Here is a 22,709-nt window from a genome sequence, read left to right on the forward strand (position 1 = left end):
CGCGCAGAGTCGGCCCGGTGCCGCGAGAGGACCTTGCGGCGGTCCCCTCAGGCCCGCGTCAGGCGCATCACGCTCTCGCCGCGGCGGTGGCCGACCGTGGTGACGGCGGCCTCGGTGGCCCGGCCCTGCGCGATGAGGATGGCGGCCAGGGCCGCGCCGAACGGGGCGGCGACCTCCAGGCCGTGGCCGATCAGGTCGCCGAGGGCGTGCACCCTGGCGTCGGGGGCGAGCCGGGCGAGGGTGTCGCCCTCTTCGGCGGTGATCGGGCCGACGCCCGTCGCGGCGGAGACGATGACGTCGGGCTTGGCGGGGGCCGCCTCGCTCCACAGGGCCGCGAGGGCCCCGGAGACGCTGCCGGGCTCCCGCCGGCAACGGCCGCTCGCCACGGCGCCGAGCCGGGCCAGGGCTCTCGCGCCCCTGGCCTCGGCGTGCTCGGCCGATTCGAGCATCAGGAACGCGGCGCAGCTCGCCAGGATGAAGCCCCCCGCCCCCCCCCGGGCGAAGACCGGCGCGAAATCCCCCTGCTTGGCGAAGCCGCCCATGGCGTGGACGAGGAGCGCGTCCGGCCGCTCGGCGCTGTAGGAGCCGCCCACCAGCATCGCCTCGTTCTGGCCGGAGGCGATCCGCGCCTGGGCGATCCGCAGGGCGTCGGCCCCCGCCGCCTCCTCGCCCATGAAGGTGCGTGAGGCCCCGGTGACGCCGTGGACGATGGCGATGTTGCCCGCGAGCAGGTTCGAGAGCTGGGCGAGGAAGAGCGTCGGCCGCAGGTCGTTCTGCAGGCGCTCGTTGAGGAAGGCCCCCGGATCCGGCGCGTCGCGCAGGCCGGTGAGGATCGTGCCGTCCACCGCGTAGTCGCGCTCGCCGCCGCCCGCGGCCACCACGAGGTGCAAGGCCTGCTTGAAGGCCGCATCCTCCTTCACGCCCGCCGCGTCGAGGGCGAGGCCGGCGGCGTAGACGCCCAGGCGCTGCCACGCCTCCATCTGCCGCTGGTCGCTCTTCTTCGGGATCTGCCGGTCCCAGGCGATGGCGGGGGCGGGGTGGACGGGATAGGGCGCGAAGCGCGCCGCGTCGGTGTGCGGCGGCGTGCCGGCCGCGAGCGCGGCCAGATGCGCCTCCGGACCCTCGCCCGCGCAGGAGACGAGGCCGACCCCCGTGACGACGACCGGACGGCTCATGCCGAGGTTCCACCGCCGAGGCCGGCGAGTTCGAGGAGCCCGATCGCCCTGGCCCGCTCGCGCATCGGCGCGTCGAGCCCGTCCGGGAAGGGCATGGTGCGGAACCGCAGCTCCGCGTCGCAGAGGGCCTTGCCCTCGTGGGAGATCGCCGCCTTCGTCACGGCGTAGCCGGAGCCGTCGTGCTCCAGCGTGGCGCTCACCGTCAGGGTGGCGCCGGGGCCGACGAAGCTGCGGAAGCGCGCCTTGTCGACGCCGGTCAGGAACGGCATCCGCGCGAACCCGAGATGGGCGAGGATCAGGTAGCCGGAGGCCTGGGCCATGGTCTCGGTCAGGAGCACGCCCGGCACCAGGGGGTGGCCGGGGAAGTGCCCCTCGAAGACCGGGCTCTCGGCCGGCACCTTCGCCAGCGCCTCGATGGTGCCGGCGGTGCGGTCGAGCCGCACCACGGCGTCGATCATCTCGAAATATTCAAGGCGCATGGCGGGCGTGACGCGTCGGCTCGGCGGGGCGTTAAGCCTTGGCGGCCTTCTCGGCGACCAGGGCGTCGATCCGCGCGCAGAGGTTCTTCAGCACGAAGTACTGCTCGGCCGGGACCTTGCCCTCGTTGACCTCCTGCGTCCACCGCTCCAGCGGCAGCTTGATGCCGAAGGCCTTGTCGACGGCGAAGGCGATGTCGAGGAAGGCGAGGCTGTCGATGCCGAGGTCGTCGATGGCGTGGCTCTCGGGGGTGATCTTGTCCCGCTCGATGTCGGCCGTCTCGGCGATGATGTCGGCCACGCGCTGGAAGGTGGCGCTGCCGTGGGCGGGGTCGTCGGACATGTCTTCTCGTGGGCTCTGATCGAAACCGGTTCGGCGGCGGGAGCCCCCTCGCGCCGGCAGACCGGCGTCCCTTCCCTCGCTGCCATGAAGCGCGGGCGGCGAGCCCGGATGCACCGGACCCGTCGCGCGGCGCCGACGGATGGCCGGGACCTCTACACGAGGGGGTGGGGTGCGGCAACCACGTCGCGCCGGAGGGTGGTTTACCGGGTACGCGGGGGGCCGGACTCACGGTCCGGTCAGGAGCGCGGGTCCTCCGGTGGCGGAACGGCGGAGAAGACCTATCTGCGGCGTTGAACCGTCACGCTCGCTCCGGCCGAATCGCCGCGGCCCCCGGCTGGCGCCCCGAACCGGAGAAGACGGATGAAGTCCCCGCCCGCCCCGACCCCCTACACGCCCTTCTCGGCACCTGTGCCCCCCGCCCGCGCCCTGAGCGAACCCCGCAGGGACGTGTCGGACCTGCCGCCGGTGGAGCGGGCGCGCTCTCAAGGGGCCGCCCGGGTGGTGCTGGCCCTCGCGCTCGGCGCCCTCGGCCTCTGGATCCTGCACGGGTTCCTGCCGGCCCTGGCCTGGGCCGTGGTCCTGGCGATCGCCCTCGGCCCGCTCTACGTCCGCCTGGAGCGGCGCTTCCCGCCGGGCCGGCACAACATCCTGCTGCCGAGCCTCGCGGTGGTCGCGATCGCCCTCGTCTTCCTCGCGCCCCTGGCGATCCTCGGCGTGCAGGCGGCACGGGAGGCGCACGACGTGGCCGAGTTCGTCCGGAAGGCGGAGGAGAGTGGCATCCCGGCGCCGCAGTTCCTCTCGCACCTGCCCTACGGCGCGGCGCAGGCGACGGCGTGGTGGAACGAGAACCTCGGCCACGCCCAGGCCGGCTCGGAATTCCTGCACCGGTTCGACAACGACAAGGTGATCGGCGCCTCCCGCAACATCGGCAGGGAGGTGGTGCACCGGGCGGTGCTGTTCGGCTTCAGCCTCGTGGCGCTGTTCTTCCTGTTCCGGGACCGGGAGACCGTCGAGCGTCAGGCGCTGGCCGCCTGCAACCGGCTGTTCGGCCCCCGGGGCGAGCGGGTCGGGCGGCAGATGGTCGCCTCCGTCCACGGCACCGTGGACGGCCTCGTCCTCGTCGGCCTCGGCGAGGGCGTGATCCTCGGCATCGTCTACTACTTCGCCGGCGTGCCGCACCCGGTGCTGCTCGGCGCCTTCACCGCCGTGGCGGCGATGATCCCCTTCGGCGCGGCCCTGGCCATCGCCATCGCGGCGCTGCTCCTTGTCACGGCGGGGGCGACGAAGGCCGCGCTCATCGTGGCGGCGGCGGGCCTCGTCGTGACCTTCGCGGCGGACCACTTCGTCCGCCCGGCCCTGATCGGCGGTACCACCAAGCTGCCGTTCCTCTGGGTGCTGCTCGGCATCCTCGGCGGCGTCGAGACCTTCGGCCTGCTCGGCCTGTTCCTCGGCCCCGCGGTGATGGCGGCCCTCGTGCTGCTCTGGCGGGAGTTCACCGAGGGGAGGGACCGGAAGGCCTGACGGCGGGGGCGCGCCACCGTGCGGCGATCCCGACCTTGCCAGCCTGACCGAAACGGGCCCACACTCCCCCTCTTCCCGCGGGTCCAGGCCCGTTGCGTCCCTCGGAGACGGACACCGGCATGATCCAGGCCGCCAGCCAGGGCGCGAGCCCCGCCACCAGCCTCGATGACGGCATCGTCGCCACCGCCGAGAGCTGCCTCGCGGCGGTGGGACAGGCCCGGGAGGCGATCCACCGGGTCATCTTCGGCCAGGAGAAGGTGGTGGATCTCGCCCTGGTGACGATCCTGGCCGGCGGCCACGGCCTCCTCGTCGGCCTGCCGGGCCTCGCCAAGACCAAGCTCGTGGAGACGCTGGGCACCGTCCTCGGCCTCGATGGGCGGCGGGTGCAGTTCACCCCCGACCTGATGCCCTCCGACATCTTGGGCACCGAAATCCTCGAAGAGGATGCCGAGCGCCGCCGGGCCTTCCGCTTCGTGAAGGGGCCGGTATTCACGCAGCTCCTGATGGCGGACGAGATCAACCGCGCCAGCCCGCGCACCCAGTCCGCCCTGCTCCAGGCGATGCAGGAGGGCCACGTCTCGGTGGCCGGCGAGCGGCACGACCTGCCCCGGCCGTTCCACGTGCTCGCCACCCAGAACCCGATCGAGCAGGAGGGCACCTATCCGCTCCCCGAAGCGCAGCTCGACCGGTTCCTGCTGGAGATCGACGTCGGCTACCCCGACCGTGCGGCCGAGCGGCGCATCCTCATCGAGACCACCGGCGCCGACGAGGTGCGCCCCGTCGCCGTGATGTCCACCGACCAGCTGATGACCGCCCAGCGCCTCGTGCGCCGTCTGCCCGTGGGCGAGGCGGTGGTGGAGGCGATCCTCGACCTCGTCCGCTCGGCCCGCCCCCATGGCGGCGACGCCCTGGTGAAGGACAAGCTCCTGTGGGGCCCCGGCCCCCGCGCCAGCCAGGCGCTGACGCTCGCCGTCCGCGCCCGGGCGCTCATCGAGGGCCGGGTCGCCCCCTCCGTCGCGGACGTGAAGGCCCTGGCCGAACCGGTGCTGAAGCACCGCATGGCGCTGAACTACGCGGCCCGGGCCGACGGCGAGACCATCGAGGGCCTGATCGCCAAGCTCGCGGAGAAGCTCTGACCTTGGTCGGAACCCAGGCCCTCGACGCAGTCACCCGCCGTCCCGGCCGGCGCGAGACCGAGGGCGCGGCGGCCCTCGCGGCCCGGATGCCCCGGCTCGTGCTGGAGGCCCGGCGGGTGTCGAGCCTCCTCGCCCACGGGCTGCACGGCCGTCGCCGGGCGGGCCCCGGCGAGAGCTTCTGGCAGTTCCGGCCCTTCGTGACCGGCGAGGCGGCGGCCCGGGTCGACTGGCGCCGCTCCGCCCGGGACGACCGGCTCTACGTCCGCGAGCGCGAATGGGAGGCGGCCCACAACATCTGGTTCTGGATCGACCGCTCCGCGTCCATGGCCTTCGCCTCCGACCTCGCCGGCGCGTCGAAGGTGGAGCGGGCGCTCGTCCTCGGGCTCGCCCTGGCGGACGCCTTCGTGGACGGCGGCGAGCGGGTCGGCCTGCTCGGCCTGACCCGGGCGCGCGCCTCCCGGGGGACCGTGGAGCACTTCGCGCAGGCGCTCGTCGCCGACACGGCGGGGCTCGACCGGGACCTGCCGCCGGAGGCCCAGCCGGCCCGGTTCGACGAGGTGGTGCTGATCGGCGACTTCCTCACCCCGCCGGAGCGGATCGCCGCCTCCATCGCCGGCCTCGCGGCGGCGGGCAGCCGGGGCCACCTGCTGATGGTGGCGGACCCGGTCGAGGAGACCTTCCCCTTTACGGGCCAGGCGGTTCTGCATGGCCTCGAAGGCGGGCCTTCCCTGGACATCGGCGATGCCGGCTCCTGGGGCGACCGCTACCGGGCGCGGATCGCCGCCCACCGGGCGCGCCTGGAGGAGATCGTCCGCGGCCAGGGCTGGACGCTGACGCTCCACCGCACCGACCGGCCCGCCAGCGAGGCGGCCCTGCGCCTCGCCACCCTCGTCATCGCCCGGGGCGGCTGAGGCATCCATGCTCGGCTTGACCTTCGCCGCCCCCCTGGCGCTCGCCGCCCTGATCGGCCTTCCGGCCCTGTGGATCCTGCTGCGGGTGACCCCGCCGCGCCCCCGCCGGATCGACTTCCCGCCGCTGAAGCTCGTGGCGGACCTCATCCCCCAGCGCCAGACCCCGGCCCGGACGCCGCCCTGGCTGCTCATCCTGCGCCTGCTCGTCGCCGCCGCCCTGATCCTGGCGGTGTCGGGGCCCGTCTGGAGCCCCGGCGGCATCGGCGCGGGCGGGGGCAAGAAGGCGCTTCTCGTGCTCCTCGACAACGGGTTCGCCGCCGCCCACGACTGGCGCGACCGGCTGCGCGTGGCCACCGACACCGTCGAGGGCGCGGCCCGGGAAGGGCGTGCCGTCGCGGTGGTGGGGCTCGCCGAGCCCGCCGCCGCCATCGAGGCCAAGACCCCGGCCGCATCCCTGGAGCGCCTGCGGGCCATCGCGCCGCGGCCGTACCAGCCCGCCCGGGACGCCCACCTCCAGAGCATCGGCGCCTTCCTGGACAAGAACCCCGGCGCGGGGATCGTCTGGATCGCCGACGGCGTGTCCGGCAGCGGCGATGCCGCCGGCACCACGCGCTTCGTGACGGGGCTCGGCGACCTCGCGGGAGGCGCCGGGGCGGCGCTCACCGTCCTCAAGGCCGACGCGCCCCCGGCCCTCGCGCTCGCCGTGGCGGAGACCGGCGGGCGCCTCGTCGCCCATGTGCTGCGCGCCGCCGCCAACGGCCGCGACGCGGGCGTGGTCCGCGCCCTCGACCAGAAGGGATTGCCGCTGGCCGAACGCGACTTCGCCTTCGCCGCCGACGCCACCACCGCCGAGGCCGCCTTCGACATGCCGACCGAACTGCGCAACGGCATCAGCCGCATCGAGGTGGCGGGCGAGCGCTCCGCCGGGGCGGTCTCGCTGATGGACGAGCGCGGCCGGCGCCGCCGGGTGGGGCTCGTCTTCGGAGGCACCCTCGACCAGTCGCAGCCGCTGCTGGCGCCGCTCTATTACCTGTCCCGCGCCCTCGACCCCTTCGCCGACGTGCAGCAGGCCCGGGGCGCCACGGGCCTCGCGGAATCGGTCGACCAGCTCCTCGACAACCAGGTTTCGGTGCTGGTCCTGGCCGATGTCGGCGCCCTGGACGACAAGACCGCGGGGCGGATCGACAAGTTCGTGGACGAGGGGGGGCTGCTCCTGCGGTTCGCCGGGCCCCGGCTCGCGGCCGGGCAGGATACCCTGGTCCCGGTGCGCCTGCGCCGGGGCGGCCGCAACCTCGGCGGCGCCCTGTCCTGGGACGCGCCGAAGACCATGGCCCCGTTCCCTCCGGAGAGCCCCTTCGCCGGCCTGACGCCCCCGGCCGACATCGGCGTGCGCCGCCAGATCCTGGCCGAGCCCGACGGCGACCTGCCGGGCAAGACCTGGGCTTCCCTCCAGGACGGCACGCCCATCGTCACGGCGCAGAAGCGCGGGCAGGGGCGGATCGTGCTGTTCCACGTCACCGCCGACACCACTTGGTCGAACCTGCCCCTATCGGGCCTGTTCATCGACATGCTGCGCCGGGTGGTGGCCCTGGCGGGGGCGAGCCCGGGCGAGGCCGCGGCCGGGGGGGGCAACCGGGCGAAGGTGGCGGTGCTCGCCCCCCGCGTCACCCTCGACGGCTTCGGGGTGCTGGGCTCGCCGCCCGCCTCGGCCACGGCGGTGCCGGCCGACTATGCCGACCGGGCGGGGCAGGAGCATCCGCCGGGCTTCTACGGGCCGCCCGATGGGGGAATCAGCGTGAACGCCCTGAAGCCGGACGACCGCCTCGTGCCCATCGATTACGCGCGCCTCTCCGGGGCGGCGCTCGGCTCCCTCGCCGGGGCCGCCACGGTGGATCTGCGCCCCGGCCTGTTCACGGCGGGGCTGCTGCTCCTCATCCTCGACACCCTGGCCGGGCTGTGGCTCGGAGGCTTCCTGGGCCGGCTCGGCCGCCTGGGCCGCCTGGGGGCCCGGCCCGCCGCCCTGTTGCTGGCCGCCACCCTCGCCACGGCCCTGCCGGTGCGCGGGCTCCGGGCCGAGGAGCCCGTGGCCAACCGGCCGAACGGCATCGAATCGGCCCTGGTCACCCGCCTCGCCTACGTGATCACCGGGGATGCGGCCGTGGACGAGGCGAGCCGCGCCGGGCTCACCGGCCTGACGCAGATGCTCGCCGCCCGCACCGCCCTGGAGCCGGGGGAGCCCGCCGGGCTAGACCCCACCAAGGACGAGCTGGCCTTCTATCCGCTGATCTACTGGCCGATCGCCCCGAACCGGCCGCAGCCGTCGGAGGCGGCGATCCGCAAGATCGACGCGTTCATGCGCAACGGCGGCACCGTGCTGTTCGACACCCGCGATGCGCTGACGAGCCGCCCCGGCGGGCCGACGTCGCCGGAGGCCGCCTACCTGCGCAAGATGCTGGCGACCCTGGAGGTGCCGGAGCTGGAGCCGGTGCCGGCCGACCACGTCCTGACCAAGGCGTTCTACCTCGTGGACAGCTTCCCCGGCCGCTACGCCACCGGCCAGACCTGGGTGGAGGCCCTTCCGCCGGCCCCCGAGGGCGGCGAGCGCCGCCCGGCCCGGGCGGGCGACGGGGTGAGCCCGATCATCATCACCAGCAACGACCTCGCCACGGCCTGGGCCATCGGCCGCCGGGGCGAGCCGCTCTACCCCGTCACCGGCGGCGACCAGCGCCAGCGGGAGATGGCGTTCCGCGGCGGCGTCAACATCGTGATGTACACCCTCACCGGCAACTACAAGGCGGATCAGGTCCACGTGCCCGCGCTGCTGGAGCGGCTGGGGCAGTGAGGTTTTTTGGGACACTGTCGGCACATGGTGTTCTCCCCTTTCCCCGCCGGCGGGGAGAGGGCTCCGGCGACCCTGTCGTCGCCGGGGCGAGGCGGCAGCCGAGGGTGAGGGGGGGCGGCCGGCGGAGCCTCTTTCGGCGCCGACCCCTCACCGCCGCTTCGGCTTCGCCTGCGCTTCCCGTCTGCACGACGAGGTGCAGACGGGCCTCTCCCCGCAGGCGGGGAGAGGGGGGCGCCGCATCGGGTCAGGTCGAGGCACGCGGATGCCATAGCGGAGCACTCCCATGCTGAGCCTCAGCTTCACCCCCCTCGTGCCCTGGCCGGTCCTCGCGGGGCTCGGGGTCGTCGCCCTGGTGATGGTGGTGCTGGCGGTGCTCACCCGGGGGCGCACGGCGCTGCTGCGCGCCCTCGTCCTCGGCCTCGTCCTGGCGGCGCTGGCTAACCCCGCCCTGGTCCACGAGGACCGGGAGCCGGTGAAGGACATCGCCGCCGTGGTGATCGACCGCTCCGGCTCGCAGGCTTTGGGCGACCGGCCGCAGGTGACCGATCAGGTCCGCGCGGAGCTGCAGCGCCGGTTCGGCCCGCTCACGGCCATCGAGCCGCGCTTCATCGACGTGCCCGATGCCGGGGAGGGCGACGACGGCACCAAGCTCTTCGCCGCCCTCGGGCAGGCGCTCGCCGACGTGCCCCCCGAGCGGCTGGCCGGCGTCGTCATGGTGACGGACGGCGTGGTGCACGACATCCCGCCGAACCTCGCGCAGCTCGGCATCAAGGCGCCGCTGCACGTCCTCGTCACCGGCCATGCCGACGAGCGCGACCGGCAGATCAAGCTCATCGAGGCCCCCCGCTTCGGCATCGTCGGCAAGGACCTGAAGATCCGCGCCGAGGTGATGGAGCGCGGCGGCACCGGCCACGCGGTGGTGGTCACCCGCCGGGACGGCGAGGAGATCGACCGCCGGGACGTGCCCACCGGCCGGCCCTTCGACCTCTCCACCCGGATCGAGCACGGCGGCCAGAACGTCGTGGAGATCGAGGTCGAGCCCCTGCCGAACGAGCTGACCACCGTCAACAACCGCGCCGTCCTGCCCATCGAGGGCATCCGCGAGAAGCTGCGGGTGCTCCTCGTCTCCGGCGAGCCGCACCAGGGCGAGCGGACGTGGCGCAACCTGCTGAAGTCCGATGCCAACGTCGACCTCGTCCACTTCACCATCCTGCGCCCGCCGGAGAAGCAGGACGGCACGCCGATCTCCGAACTGTCGCTGATCGCCTTCCCGACCCGCGAGCTGTTCGTCCAGAAGATCAAGGACTTCGACCTCATCATCTTCGACCGCTACGCCAACCAGAGCGTGCTGCCGCAGGCGTATTTCGACAACATCGCCCGCTACGTCCGCGAGGGCGGGGCACTGCTGATCGCCGCCGGGCCGGAATATGCCGGCCCGGCGAGCCTCGCCCGCACCCGGCTCGCCGGCATCCTGCCGGGCGATCCCGACGGGCGGGTGGTGGAGCGGCCCTACAAGGCCACCCCGACCCAGACCGGCAAGCGCCACCCCGTCACCCGCGCCCTGCCGGGTTCCGATGTGAACCCCCCCGCCTGGGGCGACTGGCTGCGGATCGTCCAGGCCCGGCTGCGGCCCGGCATCGAGCCGATCCTCTCCGGAGCCGACAGCCTGCCCCTGCTCGCCCTGTCGCGGGAGGACAAGGGCCGGGTGGCCCTGCTCCTGTCCGACCACGCGTGGCTCTGGGCGCGGGGCTACCAGGACGGCGGCCCCTACCTCGACCTGCTCCGGCGCCTCGCCCACTGGCTGATGAAGGAGCCGGCCCTGGAGGAGGAGGCCCTGCGCGCCCAGACCACCGGCCATGGCCGGGAGGTCCGCGTGGAGCGCCAGACCATGGCCGACACGGCCGAGCCGGTGACCGTCACCGGCCCGACCGGCAAGGTGACGACCCTGACCCTCAAGCCGGCCGAGCCCGGCCTGTTCACCGCCACCTTCGATGCGACGAGCCTGGGGCTGCACACCCTGCGCTCGGGTACCCTCGTGGCCTTCGTGAGCGTCGGCCCGGCCAACCCCCGCGAGCTCGCCGACGTGTTCAGCGACACCGAGCGCCTGCGTGCCGTGGCGGAGGGCTCGGGCGGGTCGGTGCGGCGCCTGTCCGACGCGTCGGGGGCGCTGCAGGTGCCCCGGCTGCAAAGCCTGCGCGGCGGCCGCCTCTCCGGCAGCGACTGGATCGGCTTCCGGCCGAGCGACAGCGCGAATATTCGCGGGGTGGAAGTCTATCCCCTCGCCCTCGGGCTCGCTGCCCTGGCGGCCCTGGCCGCCGCCATCTTGGCCATGTGGCTGGTGGAAGGGCGCCGGGGCCGGGCCGCCTAGGGGCGAAGCGGTCCACCGGACGAATCCTCAGGCCCGTCAAGGCCCAAGCCGGCTTGCACCATGATCCCTGGCGGGGGGCGCTCCGGCCTCGCCGGGGCCGCCCCCCGCGGCGCGGTCGTCGGTGCGACGGAGGCCGGATTTCCCCGATCCGCATGTTGCCCGGACAGCTGAATTTCCGTATCAGTGCGAAAGTATATCGAGAACGATTAGTTCGATTAACGGAATAGCCGTGCCTCGGGTGGCACGCCGCCACGCGGGGCACGGCTGGGTCCTCTCCGACGGTTTTGGGTTGCGAAACAGGGGTTGCCTGCCCGTGGGGATCTGGGTGGATGACGAGTGGCAGGGCTCTCTCGACGACTTGCGTTCCGCCCTGGACGCCTCCGGCGTCGTGGGCACGTGGGATTGGGACATCGTGCGCCACACGGCCCGGTACGACCGGGGCGCGGCCGACCTCCTCGCCCTCGACCCCGCGCTGGCGGGCCAGCCGCTTCACGGCGACGCGGCCATGGTGGGCATCCACCTCGATGACCGCGAATGGCTGCGCAGCGAGCTGAGGCGGGCGCTCGAGGGCGGCGGCCTCTTCCTCGCCGAGTACAGGGTCGTCACCCCGACCCGGGGGATCCGGTGGCTCCTGAGCCGCGGCCGGGTCTATCAGGACCAGCTCGGACGCCCCGTCCGCTCGAAGGGCATCCTCATCGACATCACCGAGAGCCGCGAGGAAGGCACGGGCTACCTCGCCCGGATGAGCACCCGCGGGCAGCACCCCCTCGACCGCGCGGCCAACGCCCTGCTCGAAGCCCGCAAGGCCGTCGATGAGGCCGGCAGCGAGGCCCAGAGCCATCTGCGGGTCGTCCTCGATCTTGCCCTGTACGAGGTCGGCGCGCACCTCGCCCGGCGCGCCCGGCACTGAGCGGTCCCGCCCGCGCGACGTGACGCACGGGGCGCCTGCGCACTCGACGCCCCGGGGTGCCCGGCCTAAGACCGGCCTGGGATCGTCGGCGGACAGCCGCGCGGTCCCGCGAGGACCGGAGGCAGCCAAGCCCGTGACGCAGCCCGTGACCCGTCGCCTGTTCAACGGCACCCTCCTGGCGGCCTGCATGGTCGGCCCGGCCAGGGCGCAGCCGGTCCCGCCCGACGCGAATGGCGAATGGACCCACGCCATGACGCTGATGGGCCAGCCGAAATACGGTCCGGATTTCACGCATTTCGACTATGCCGACCCCGCCGCCCCCAAGGGCGGCCTCGTGCGGCTCGGCTCCCAGGGCGGGTTCGACAACTTCAACATCGTGGTGTCGGGCCTGAAGGGCGACCTCGAAGGGGGCGTCCAGCAGATCTACGATACGCTGATGACCGAGGCCTCGGACGAGCCGTTCAGCTCCTACGGGCTGCTGGCCGAGGCGGCGCGCATCGCCCCCGACCTCGGCTCCGTCACCTACCGCCTGCGCCAGGGCGCCAGGTGGCATGACGGTCAGCCGATCACCCCCGCCGACGTGGTCTTCTCCTTCGACGTGCTGAAGGCCAACTCGCCGTTCTACGCCGCCTATTACCACACCGTCGCCAAGGCCGAGGCGACGGGCCCCCGCGAGGTGACCTTCACCTTCACGGAGAAGGGCAACCGCGAGTTGCCCCAGGTGATCGGCCAGCTCCGGGTGCTGCCCAAGCACTGGTGGTCCGCCAAGGACGCGCAGGGGCGTGCGCGCAACCCCACCGAGACGAGCCTGGAGATCCCCCTCGGCTCCGGCCCCTACCGGCTGGAGAAGTTCGAGCCCGGCCGCACCGCGACCTACGCCCGGGTCGCCGACTACTGGGGCAAGGACCTGCCGGTGAATGCCGGGCGCAACAACTTCGGCACCATCCGCTACGAGTATTTTCGCGATGGGACCGTGCTGGTGGAGGCGCTGAAGGGCGACCTCTACGATTTCCGCGTGGAGAACATCGCCCGCAACTGGGCCACCGCCTACGACGACTTCCCCGCCGTGAAGGACGGGCGCCTGATCAAGGAGGCCTTCCCCGACAAGGGCACGGGCATCATGCAGGCGTTCGTGTTCAACACCCGCAAGGACAAGTTCAAGGACCCGCGGGTGCGCCGGGCGTTCAACCTCGCCATGAACTACGAGGAGATGAACAAGGCGCTGTTCTACGGCTTGTACAAGCGCATCGACTCGTACTTCTTCGGCTCGGAACTCGCCTCGTCGGGCCTGCCCGAGGGCAAGGAGCGGGAGATCTTGGAGGGGCTGAAGGACAAGGTCCCGGCCTCCGTCTTCACCACGCCGTACAGGAACCCCGTCAACGACAGCCCCGAGGCGGTGCGGGCCAACCTGCGCGAGGCGGTGCGCCTCCTCAAGGAGGCCGGCTACGAACTGAAGGGCGGCCAGATGATCGACAAGTCCGGCACGCCGCTGACTGTCGAGTTCCTGGAATTCCAGAACACCTTCGAGCGGGTGATCCTGCCGTTCTCGGCCCAACTCAAGCTCATCGGCATCGGCGCGACCCTGCGGGTGATCGATCAGGCGCAGTACCAGAACCGGATGCGCAACTTCGACTTCGACATCACGACGACCGGCTGGGGCGAATCGCTCTCGCCGGGCAACGAGCAGCGCGAGTACTGGGGCTCGGAGGCGGCCGACAAGCCCGGCTCGCGCAACCTCATCGGCATCAAGGATCCGGCCATCGACGCCCTGGTGGAGAAGGTGATCTTCGCCCCCGACCGGGAGGGCGCCGTCGCCGCCACCCGCGCCCTGGACCGGGTGCTGCTGGCCCACGACTTCGTGGTGCCGCAATGGGCCTCCGACCGGCAGCGGACCCTGCGCTGGAACCGCTTCAGCCACCCGCCGGTCCTGCCGCTCTACGCCAATTCCGGCTTCCCGACGACGTGGTGGTACGACGAGGCGCTCGCCGCCAAGACGGGGGCGCCCCGGTGAGGGCGACCCGGCGCGGGCTCGTCCTCGGCGGCCTCGCCGCCACGGCGTGGCCCCGGCGCGGGCGCGCGGCGGAGGAGGGGGGGCGGCACGGCCTGTCGAGCTTCGGCGACCTGAAATACGCCGCGGACTTCCCGCACTTCGACTACGTGAACCCCCTCGCGCCGAAGGGGGGCCGTTTCTCGGGCCAGATCGCCTCGACCATCGGCAACCAGTCCCTCGGGACCTTCGACACCCTGAACATCTACGTGCTGCGCGGCTCCGGCGCGGCGGGGATCGAGTTCACCTTCGACAGCTTGATGACCCGGGCCCTCGATGAGCCGGACGCGATCTACGGCCTGCTGGCCCGCGCTGTGACGGTGAGCCCGGACGGGCTGACCTACAGCTTCGACCTGAGGCCCCAGGCCCGCTTCCACGACGGCTCGCGCCTCACCGCCCGGGACGTCGCCTTCAGCCTCACGGTGCTGCGCGACAAGGGGCACCCCGAGATCGCCGAGACGATCCGCGACATGACCGAGGCCCGCGCCGAGGGCGATGCCCGCCTCGTCGTCACCTTCGCGCCGGGCCGCGCCCGCGACCTGCCGCTGATCGTGGCGCAGCTGCCGGTCTTCTCCGCCGCCTACTACGCGACCCGCGAGTTCGAGGCCTCGACCCTGGACGCACCCCTCGCCTCGGGACCCTACCGCGTCGTGGCGGTCGATCCCGGCCGCTCCATCGGGCTCGACCGGGTGCCGGATTACTGGGGTGCGGACCTGCCGGTTTCGGTCGGGCGGCACAATTTCGAGACGATCCGCTACGAGTACTTCCGTGATCGCACCGTCGCCTTCGAGGCGTTCAAGAGCGGCGCCTTCACCTTCCGCGAGGAGTTCACCGCCCGCGTCTGGGCGACGGGCTACGATTTCCCCGCCGTCGCCGAGGGGCGGGTGGTGCGCGACCTCGTGCCGGATGCGAGGCCCTCCGGCACCCAGGGCTGGTGGATCAACACGCGCCGGGACAAGTTCAAGGATCCCCGGGTCCGCGAGGCGATCGGCCTGTGCTTCGACTTCGAGTGGTCGAACACGAACCTGATGTACGGCGCCTACACGCGCACCGCCTCGTTCTTCGAGAATTCCGACCTGAAGGCCACGGGCGTGCCGACGGCCGAGGAACTGGCGCTCCTCGATCCCCTGCGCGGGGCGCTGCCGGCGGAGGTGTTCGCCGAGCCCTGGACGCCCCCGGTCTCGGACGGGTCGGGGCAGGACCGGGCGCTCCTGAAGCGGGCCGACATCCTCCTGCGGGAGGCCGGCTGCACCCGCGTCGGCGGCGCGCTGCGTCTGCCGGGCAGCGAGGCCCTGACCATCGAATTCCTGGACGACGACCCGGTGTTCCAGCCGGTGACGCAGCCCTTCATCCGCAACCTCGCCCTGCTCGGCATCCGGGCGTCGAGCCGGATGGTGGATCCGTCCCAGTACCAAGCGCGGCTCAAGGATTTCGATTTCGACCTGACCGCCCGGCGCTACAGCGGCGGCGTCACCCCCGGCGGGGACCTGCGCGACCTCTACGGCTCCCGCGCCGCCGGCACCGTCGGCGCGAACAATCTCGCCGGCATCGCCGCGCCGGCCATCGACACGTTGCTGGGCGCCATCGCCGGGGCGGACAGCCGCGCCGCCCTGACCACGGCCTGCCGCGCCCTCGACCGGGTGTTGCGCGCCGGGCGGTACTGGGTGCCGATGTGGTACGGCGCCAGCCACCGCCTCGCCCTGTGGGACGTCTACGGCCGCCCGGCCAAGGCGCCGCGCTACGACCTCGGCGCCCCGGCGACGTGGTGGTACGACGCCGACAGGGCCCGCCGGATCGGGCGGGAGTGAGGATGAAAGCGATTTCCCTTCTTGTCCTGCATCCTGGGGTGCCGGCGCGCGGCGGCGGCCTCGACGGAGCCCTCCGGCCGGCGCGCGATCCCGGGAGCCCTCCTTCGAGGCCGCTGCCGCGGCACCTCAGGATGAGGGGGTGGGGAGGGGAGCGGGCGATTCCTTCGAACGGCCACACGCCATGCTGAGCTACATCCTGCGCCGGATCGGCCTGATGATCCCGACCCTGTTCGGCATCATGCTGATCACCTTCGCCATCGTGCAGTTCGCCCCCGGCGGCCCGGTGGAGCAGGTGCTGTCCAAGATGCAGGGCCAGAACGACGGCGCGCTCTCCCGCGTGACCGGCGGCAACGGCGACCTCGGCGGCGGCGGCGCCCGCAGCGGGAGCGGCGGGGGCGCCGCCAACTCGCGCTATCGCGGGGCGCAGGGGCTGAGCCCCGAGTTCATCGCCAAGCTGGAGAAGCAGTTCGGCTTCGACAAGCCGGCGCCCGAGCGCTTCGCCCTGATGCTGTGGAACTACGTCCGCTTCGATTTCGGCCGCAGCTATTTTCGCGATGTCAGCGTGATCCAGCTGATCCGCGAGCGGCTGCCGGTCTCGGTCTCGCTCGGCCTGTGGATGACGCTCCTGTCCTACGCGATCTCGATTCCGCTGGGCATCCGCAAGGCGGTGAAGGACGGGGAGCGGTTCGACCGCTGGACCTCGGCGGTGGTGATCGTCGGCTACGCGGTGCCGGGCTTCATGTTCGGGCTGATGCTGATCATCCTGTTCGCGGGGGGCTCGTTCTACCAGTGGTTCCCCCTGCGCGGCCTCACCAGCGAGGGCTGGGACGGCTTCACCCCCTGGCACAAGGTCACCGACTACGCGTGGCACATGGCCCTGCCGCTCACCGCCCTGGTGATCGGCGCCTTCGCCACCTCGACGCTGCTCACCAAGAACTCGTTCCTGGACGAGATCCGCAAGCAATACGTCCTCACCGCCCGGATGAAGGGCCTCTCCGAGCGTGGGGTGCTGTACGGGCACGTCTTCCGCAACGCGATGCTCATCGTCATCGCGGGCTTCCCCGGCGCCTTCATCTCGGCCTTCTTCACCGGCTCGCTGCTGATCGAGACGATCTTCTCCCTGGATGGCCTCGGGGAACTCTCCTTCCGCGCCATCGTCGGGCGGGATTATCCGGTGGTGTTCGCCACCCTCTACATCTTCTCGCTGATCGGTCTCGCGGTGAACCTGCTCTCCGACCTGATCTATGTCTGGATCGACCCGCGCATCGACTTCTCCGCGCGGGCGACGTGAGAGCCAGGGCGGGTCAGCCCTTCGCCGGCCCCGCCATCGGCAGGGCGATCACCGAGACCGCCTCGGCGATCTGGTCCGGCCCGCCCTTGGGCGGCCACGTCCCGTTGGCGTAGTGCGCCTCGCGCAGGCGGGCGCGCTGCTCCAGGCTGTCGAAGGCCCAAATGTGCGTGATCCGCGGCGGGCCGTCGAGGGCGTAGAGATTGACCACGAGGTGCTGCGTGTACTCCCGCGCCGGCTCCATCGCCGCCTCCCAGGCCGCCAGCGTCGGGGGGAGGCCACCGGGCTTCAGGCGGTAGGTGCGGAACTCGAAGATGCCCCCGCGCCCGTCGAGCCGGGCCTCCGGCAGGAAGGGGAAGGGCGCGTAGCTGTCCATCTCCAATGCGGTGATGGCGCCGCCCCCGCGGAACGGATCCTCGCTCATCAGGGCGCGGCGGCGCTCGACGGTCATGTCCTCGGGCTGGGAATAGCCGCGCAGGACGATCACCCGGCCGAGGGGGCCGATCTCGGTGCGCCAGCAGCCGAGCAGCGTGCCGCCGGCCGCCGGATCCTCCGCCCAGGCCGCCGCGCCCTGCGCGACCTTCCCCACCGCCAGGAGGTGGCAGGACAGGCTCGCGAGTTCGTACAGCATGGCGGTTTCCCTCCGGCGGTCGGTTCCGGACCGGCTTCGACCGGGACAAGCCGCCCGGGCCCGTTCGGATCCGGTTTGCCGCCGCGCCTCCACACTGTTACGCGGCTCACGATTCCCCGGAGGCGCGCGCGCCGTGACCACACTCTCCCTCGTCGTCCGCCCGGAGCGGCCGGAGGATTCCCCCGCCATCGCCCGCCTGGAGGCCCGCGCCTTCGGGCCGGGCCGCTTCGCGCGCACCGCCTACCGCCTGCGGGAGGGGAATGCGCACCGGTTCGATCTCGGCGTCACCGCCTCCGTGGGCAGCTTCCTCGTGGGATCGGTGCGGATTAGCCCGGTTCGGGCCGGCGGGCAGGGCTTCCTGATGCTCGGGCCCCTCGCCGTCGATCCGAGCTTCGCGGGCCGCGGGATCGGGTCGGCCCTGACCCGGGCGACGATCGAGGCGGCGCGGACGGCCGGCGACGGGCTTGTGATCCTCGTGGGCGATGCGCCCTACTACGCCCGGTTCGGCTTCACCCCGGTGCCGCCGGGCCGCCTCGTCATGCCCGGCCCGGTCGATCCCGCCCGGCTCCTGTGGCTGGAGCTGTCGGAGGGCTACGCCGCCGGGCTCCAGGGCCCGGTCGAGCCGGCGCAGGCGTCGCGCCTCACCCGCGCCTGAGGGCCAGGGCGGCCACGAGCCCGGCGCCGAGCAGCGTCACCGCGACCGGCGTGGCGGACGTCGCCGGCCACGCCGTCGCCGCGACGGTGAACACCGCACCGAAGGTCATCTGCGTGAAGCCGTAGAGGCTCGATGCCGAGCCCGCCGCGTGCGGATCGACGTTCATCAGCCCGGCGACGGCGTTGGGGCTGAGCAGACCGACGCCGACCGCGTAGGCGAAGAGCGGGACGATCAGGCTCACCACGCTCAGCATCCCCGAGCGGTCCACGGCGAGCAGCGCCAGGGCCGAGGCGATGCAGACGACGTTGCCGCTCCGGGCCGCCCACAGGATCGACACCCGCCGGGCGATCCGGCTCGCCAGCACCGCCCCGGCGACCATGCCGAACACGACGAGCAGGCAATCGAACCCCACCTCCTGCGGCGAGCGCCCGAGCCGGTTCACGAGCAGGAACGGCGCCACCGCCAGGAAGGCGTAGAGGCTCGTCCCGGCGCAGCCCCCGGCGACGAGGTAGGCCCGGGAGGTCGGGACGCGGACGATGCGCAGGTAGGCGGCGAGGACGGCGCCGAACCCCGGCAGGGCGACCTTGTGCCGGTTGGTCTCGGGCAGGGTCAGCACCACGAGGGCGCCCAGTACGGCGACGACACCCGCCAGCAGCACGAACACCGCCCGCCAGCCGAAGGCTTGGCTCACCACGCCGCCGATCGCCGGGGCGAGCGCGGGGGTGAGCGTCATCGCCGTGACGAGGATCGCCAGCTTGCTGGCCGCGTCCTCCCGGGTCGAGACGTCCCGCACCATCGCCCGGCCGATCACGAGGCAGGAGCAGGCGCCGAGGGACTGCATCGCGCGCGCCACCAGCAGGACGCCGAGATTCGGCGCGGGAATCGCCAGCAGCAGCCCCGCCAGATAGAGGCCGAGGCCGGCGATCAGCACCGGGCGGCGGCCGTACCGGTCGGACAGGGGGCCGTAGAGCAGCTGCCCGCCCGCGAGGCCGACGAGGTAGACAGTGATCGTCGCCTGGATGCCGGCCGCATCGGCGTGGAGCTCGGCCGCGGCCACCGCGAGCGCCGGGACGAAGATGTGCAGCGCCACCGTGCCGGTCATCGTCACCGCGACGAGGAGCGCGAGGGGCGCCCGCCGGGGGGATGGTCGTTCGGGTGTGTCGTCGGGCAAAGGGCCTTCCTCTGCGCGTCCCGGCGGCAAAGAGCATTCTCGGTGAAGTGGAATGCCGCTTAAGCATCAAGTCACCCGGTATGGGCAACGGGATAGTGTGTTTTCGCGTGCGCCGGCACACGGCGCGCGACAGCCCACCCTCGCTCTCGGCTCGGGGGCGGCGAAGCCACCTCGCCCGGGTCTTCCAGGCGGCTGGCGCGCTCGGGGCCATCGTCGGGGCCGCCGCTCGATGCCGGCTCAGACCTCAGGCTGCACGGATGCGGGGAGAGGGCCGCGGCGCCCCCGCGTCGCACGGAGAGGCGGCAGCCGGGGGTGATGGGGCCTGCCGCAGCAGCCTTATCCGGAACGTCCCCTCACCGTCGCGGTGGTTTCGCCTAAGCATCCCGCCGCCACGAAGGGAATGTCGGCGGGGCTCGCGCACGAGACAGGGGGGAGGGGAACCGGCGCCCCTCTCGGTGCGGGGCCGCTCCCGTGAAAACCACGTCCCGGCCGGACGCCCAGGACGAGGGCGATTGTGGACGTGAGAACACCCCCGCCCGGGAACGGCCAGGCGTTCCCCCGGCCACCCGCGGATCGGGGACCTTACTTCGGGCCCGACGTGTCGTCCTTCTGCGGGACCTGGATGTCCAGTTCCTTGGCCTTGTCGACCGCCTCGGGATTCGGCTGCGACGGCGGCAGCGTCGTCGCCGGGGCGGCGGGCGCCGTCGGCTCGGCCGGGATCACGCTCGAGGGCTGGCCCTGCTGGTCGCCGTCACGGGCGTTGGCGGGCGGGCTCGGGGCGTTGCGGTCGCTGCCGTTGCCCTCGGGGCGGGGGCTGCCGGCGGGCTTCTCCATCGCCGGCTTGGCGGTGCCGAGGTCGGCGGGCTTGGCCGGCGACTCCTTGCCCTCCGAGCCCTTGTTCAGGGCCGGCTTGTCGGCGCTGGGCTTGTCGGCGGCGGGCTTGGCGGCGGGCGCGGCCGGGGCCGGCTTGTCCTCGGCCTTCGCCGCAGCGGGCTGGGCGGCCGGCGGGTCCCCGGCCTTCTCGGCGGCGGGGAGCGGCTTCGGGCTGTCCGACAGGGTGTGCAGGTAGGCGATGACGTTCGCCCGCTCCTGCGGTGCGGCGATGCCGGCGAAGCCCATCTTCGTGCCCTTGATGTAGGCCTTCGGGCTCGTCAGAAACTCGTCCAGGTCGGCATAGGTCCAGGTGCCGCCCTTCTCCTTCAGGCCGGCGGAGTAGTCGAACCCCTCGTGGGCGCCCTTCTTGCGCTCCACGACGTCCCACAGGTCCGGGCCGACCTTGTTCGGGCCGCCCTTCTCGAAGCTGTGGCAGGCCTGGCAGGCCTTGGTGCCGCCCTGGCCCTTCTCGGCGTTGGCGCTGGCGAGCCGCACGGCGATGGGCTCGACCTTCGCTTCGGCGGGGGCCGCCGCCTTCTCGGCCTGGGCCTCCGGCAGGTCGTAGCCCGCCTTGCCGGCGGGTTTCGGGTGGTAGATCAGCTCGGCCAAGAAACCGGAGCCGGCCGCGAACAGCAGGGCACCGAGAACGGCGCCGGCGATCTTGTTCACCTCGAACGAGTTCATGGGCCTCTCTACGTCCTCCGGGCCGCGCCTGTGCGGGCAGACCGGGCCATACCGCCGCACTCTGGAAGGCTTCGAGGGTGCCTTAGCCGCTTCTGGCCGACCTTGACAATGCCGCGGGTGCCGAACGCAGGGTCGCGGGGGCGGTGCTCCTGCAGAACTTTGCCGGTATTGTCACCGCTGGGTATCGCCGCGGCGCCGGGGACGACAACCAGCCCCCGGCCTGATATGGACCCACCCCTTCCGCGGATCCGCAAAGCCATGTCCGATCCCCTGGTGCTCATCCCGGCGCGACTCGCCGCCACCCGCCTGCCGAACAAGCCCCTGGCCGACATCGCGGGGGAGCCGATGATCCTCCACGTCTGGCGCAGGGCGGTGGAGGCCGGGATCGGCCCCGTGGTGGTGGCGACCGATGCCCCCGAGATCGTGCGGGTGATCGAGGCGGCGGGCGGCCTCGCGGTGATGACCCAGGCCGACCACCCCTCCGGCTCCGACCGCCTCGCCGAGGCCCTGGAGAGTATCGATCCCGAGGGGCGGCACGATGTGGTCGTCAACGTCCAGGGCGACCTGCCGACCATCGATCCGGCGATCATCGCCGCGGCCCTCCTGCCCCTCGCCGACCGGACGGTGGACATCGCCACCCTCTGCGCGCCGATCACCGACCCGGAGGAGGCGGACAACCCCAACGTCGTGAAGATCGTGGGCCACGAGGTCGGGCCGCGCCGCCTGCGCGCCCTCTACTTCACCCGCGCCCGCGCCCCGTACGGTCCCGGGCCGCTCTGGCACCATATCGGCCTCTACGCCTACCGCCGGAAGGCGCTGGTGCGCTTCGTGGCCCTGCCGCCGGGCGCGCTGGAGACCCGCGAGAAGCTGGAGCAGTTGCGGGCGCTGGAGGCCGGCATGCGGATCGACGCGATGGTCGTCGACGACCTGCCGCTCGGCGTGGACACCCCCGCCGACCTCGACAAGGCGCGGGCGCTGATGCTGCGCCGCCGCCTCAACTGAAACCCCAGAGACGATGCCGCAGCGAACGATTTCCTATCAGGGCGAGCCCGGGGCCAACTCGCACATCATCTGCTCCCAGGCCTACCCGGACTGGACGCCCCTGCCGTGCCCGACCTTCGAGGACGCCTTCGCGGCGGTGACCGAGGGCCGGGCCGACCGGGCGATGATCCCCATCGAGAATTCCCTGGCCGGGCGGGTGGCCGACATCCACCACCTCATCCCGACCTCGCCCCTGCACATCGTGGCCGAGCACTTCCTGCCGATCCACTTCCAGCTGATGGCGCTGCCGGGCACGGCCGTGGAGGGGCTGAAGAGCGTCCACAGCCACGTCCACGCGCTCGGCCAGTGCCGGCGAATCATCCGGCGGCTCGGCCTGCGCTCGGTGGTGAGCGGCGACACGGCCGGCGCGGCGCGGGAGATCGCCGAGGCGGGCGACCGGACCCGGGCGGCCCTCGCCCCGGCCCTGGCGGCGGAGGTCTACGGCCTGGAGATCCTCGCGCGGGACGTGGAGGACGCGGCCCACAACACCACGCGCTTCGTGGTGCTGTCGCCGGAGGCGGAGGTGGCCTCGGGCGAGGGCGCCTGCGTCACGAGCTTCGTGTTCCGGGTCCGCAACATCCCGGCCGCCCTCTACAAGGCGCTGGGCGGCTTCGCCACGAACGGCGTGAACATGACGAAGCTCGAAAGCTACATGATCGAGGGCGAGTTCACCGCCACGCAATTCTACGCCGAGGTCGACGGCCACCCCGACGAGCCCGGCCTGCGCAGGGCGCTGGATGAGCTCGGCTATTTCTCGCGGGAGGTGCGGATCGTGGGCACCTATCCGGCCCACCCGTTCCGCGAGGCGGCCCGGCCGCCGGGGGAGTAG

At 72.8% G+C, this 22,709-nt stretch carries 18 protein-coding genes; 12 read left to right on the forward strand and 6 right to left on the reverse strand.

Annotated features, from left to right (window positions below):
- Positions 1-47: 47 nt before the first annotated feature.
- Genes MKK53_RS20375 through MKK53_RS20385 form a run of 3 tightly spaced genes read right to left on the reverse strand, consistent with a single transcriptional unit; the run spans position 48 to position 1,994 of the window.
- Positions 48-1,175: a beta-ketoacyl-ACP synthase gene (locus tag MKK53_RS20375; protein ID WP_243930577.1), complete on the reverse strand. Its 1,128-nt coding sequence runs from the start codon at positions 1,173-1,175 to the stop codon at positions 48-50.
- Complete coding sequence (locus MKK53_RS20380; RefSeq protein ID WP_243930578.1) at positions 1,172-1,654, reverse strand: 3-hydroxyacyl-ACP dehydratase FabZ family protein; 483 nt, start codon at positions 1,652-1,654, stop codon at positions 1,172-1,174. The genes MKK53_RS20375 and MKK53_RS20380 overlap by 4 nt, the downstream gene beginning before the upstream one ends.
- A 31-nt stretch (positions 1,655-1,685) precedes the next feature.
- A complete protein-coding gene (locus tag MKK53_RS20385; protein WP_243930579.1) occupies positions 1,686-1,994 on the reverse strand; it encodes an acyl carrier protein in 309 nt (102 codons plus the stop codon).
- Between the two features lie 360 nt (positions 1,995-2,354).
- Between MKK53_RS20385 and MKK53_RS20390 the strand changes: the two genes are divergently transcribed.
- From MKK53_RS20390 to MKK53_RS20430, 9 genes are all read left to right on the forward strand, one after another.
- Complete coding sequence (locus MKK53_RS20390; RefSeq protein ID WP_243930580.1) at positions 2,355-3,515, forward strand: AI-2E family transporter; 1,161 nt, start codon at positions 2,355-2,357, stop codon at positions 3,513-3,515.
- Positions 3,516-3,634: 119 nt separating this feature from the next.
- Entirely contained in the window at positions 3,635-4,651 is a 1,017-nt protein-coding gene (locus MKK53_RS20395; RefSeq protein WP_243930581.1) for an AAA family ATPase, read from the forward strand.
- 2 nt (positions 4,652-4,653) lie between these two features.
- Complete coding sequence (locus MKK53_RS20400; protein ID WP_243930582.1) at positions 4,654-5,562, forward strand: DUF58 domain-containing protein; 909 nt, start codon at positions 4,654-4,656, stop codon at positions 5,560-5,562.
- 7 nt (positions 5,563-5,569) lie between these two features.
- A complete protein-coding gene (locus tag MKK53_RS20405) occupies positions 5,570-8,404 on the forward strand; it encodes a DUF4159 domain-containing protein (RefSeq protein ID WP_243930583.1) in 2,835 nt (944 codons plus the stop codon).
- Between the two features lie 283 nt (positions 8,405-8,687).
- Complete coding sequence (locus tag MKK53_RS20410; protein ID WP_243930584.1) at positions 8,688-10,772, forward strand: hypothetical protein; 2,085 nt, start codon at positions 8,688-8,690, stop codon at positions 10,770-10,772.
- A 325-nt stretch (positions 10,773-11,097) separates the two neighbouring features.
- The gene (locus MKK53_RS20415; RefSeq protein ID WP_243930585.1) at positions 11,098-11,682 is read left to right on the forward strand and encodes a PAS domain-containing protein; all 585 of its coding nucleotides are present in this window, start codon (positions 11,098-11,100) and stop codon (positions 11,680-11,682) included.
- A 187-nt stretch (positions 11,683-11,869) separates the two neighbouring features.
- Positions 11,870-13,693, forward strand: coding sequence for an extracellular solute-binding protein (locus MKK53_RS20420; protein WP_243930639.1), 1,824 nt, complete (start codon positions 11,870-11,872; stop codon positions 13,691-13,693).
- Positions 13,690-15,537: an extracellular solute-binding protein gene (locus MKK53_RS20425; RefSeq protein ID WP_243930586.1), complete on the forward strand. Its 1,848-nt coding sequence runs from the start codon at positions 13,690-13,692 to the stop codon at positions 15,535-15,537. Before MKK53_RS20420 ends, MKK53_RS20425 begins: the two co-directional genes overlap by 4 nt.
- Before the next feature lie 181 nt (positions 15,538-15,718).
- The gene (locus MKK53_RS20430; protein WP_243930587.1) at positions 15,719-16,828 is read left to right on the forward strand and encodes a microcin C ABC transporter permease YejB; all 1,110 of its coding nucleotides are present in this window, start codon (positions 15,719-15,721) and stop codon (positions 16,826-16,828) included.
- Positions 16,829-16,841: 13 nt separating this feature from the next.
- Here the strand turns inward: MKK53_RS20430 and MKK53_RS20435 are convergent, their stop codons facing one another.
- Positions 16,842-17,456, reverse strand: coding sequence for an NIPSNAP family protein (locus MKK53_RS20435; protein ID WP_243930588.1), 615 nt, complete (start codon positions 17,454-17,456; stop codon positions 16,842-16,844).
- A gap of 133 nt (positions 17,457-17,589) precedes the next feature.
- Here MKK53_RS20435 and MKK53_RS20440 point away from each other — a divergent pair, with 133 nt between their 5' ends.
- Positions 17,590-18,111 carry a GNAT family N-acetyltransferase gene (locus MKK53_RS20440; protein ID WP_243930589.1) on the forward strand — a complete coding sequence of 174 codons (522 nt, stop codon included), beginning with the start codon at positions 17,590-17,592 and terminating at the stop codon, positions 18,109-18,111.
- Here the strand turns inward: MKK53_RS20440 and MKK53_RS20445 are convergent.
- Positions 18,098-19,282: a multidrug effflux MFS transporter gene (locus MKK53_RS20445; protein ID WP_279599150.1), complete on the reverse strand. Its 1,185-nt coding sequence runs from the start codon at positions 19,280-19,282 to the stop codon at positions 18,098-18,100. The genes MKK53_RS20440 and MKK53_RS20445 overlap by 14 nt on opposite strands.
- Before the next feature lie 582 nt (positions 19,283-19,864).
- Positions 19,865-20,839 (reverse strand): c-type cytochrome, encoded by a 975-nt coding sequence (locus tag MKK53_RS20450; protein ID WP_243930590.1) that lies wholly within the window; start codon positions 20,837-20,839, stop codon positions 19,865-19,867.
- A 258-nt stretch (positions 20,840-21,097) separates the two neighbouring features.
- Here MKK53_RS20450 and MKK53_RS20455 point away from each other — a divergent pair, with 258 nt between their 5' ends.
- Both MKK53_RS20455 and MKK53_RS20460 read left to right on the forward strand, forming a co-directional pair.
- Positions 21,098-21,841, forward strand: coding sequence for a 3-deoxy-manno-octulosonate cytidylyltransferase (locus MKK53_RS20455; protein ID WP_243930591.1), 744 nt, complete (start codon positions 21,098-21,100; stop codon positions 21,839-21,841).
- 13 nt (positions 21,842-21,854) lie between these two features.
- Positions 21,855-22,709: a prephenate dehydratase gene (locus MKK53_RS20460; protein ID WP_243930592.1), complete on the forward strand. Its 855-nt coding sequence runs from the start codon at positions 21,855-21,857 to the stop codon at positions 22,707-22,709.

It is taken from the genome of Methylobacterium sp. J-076 (assembly GCF_022829405.1).
Lineage (GTDB): Bacteria > Pseudomonadota > Alphaproteobacteria > Rhizobiales > Beijerinckiaceae > Methylobacterium.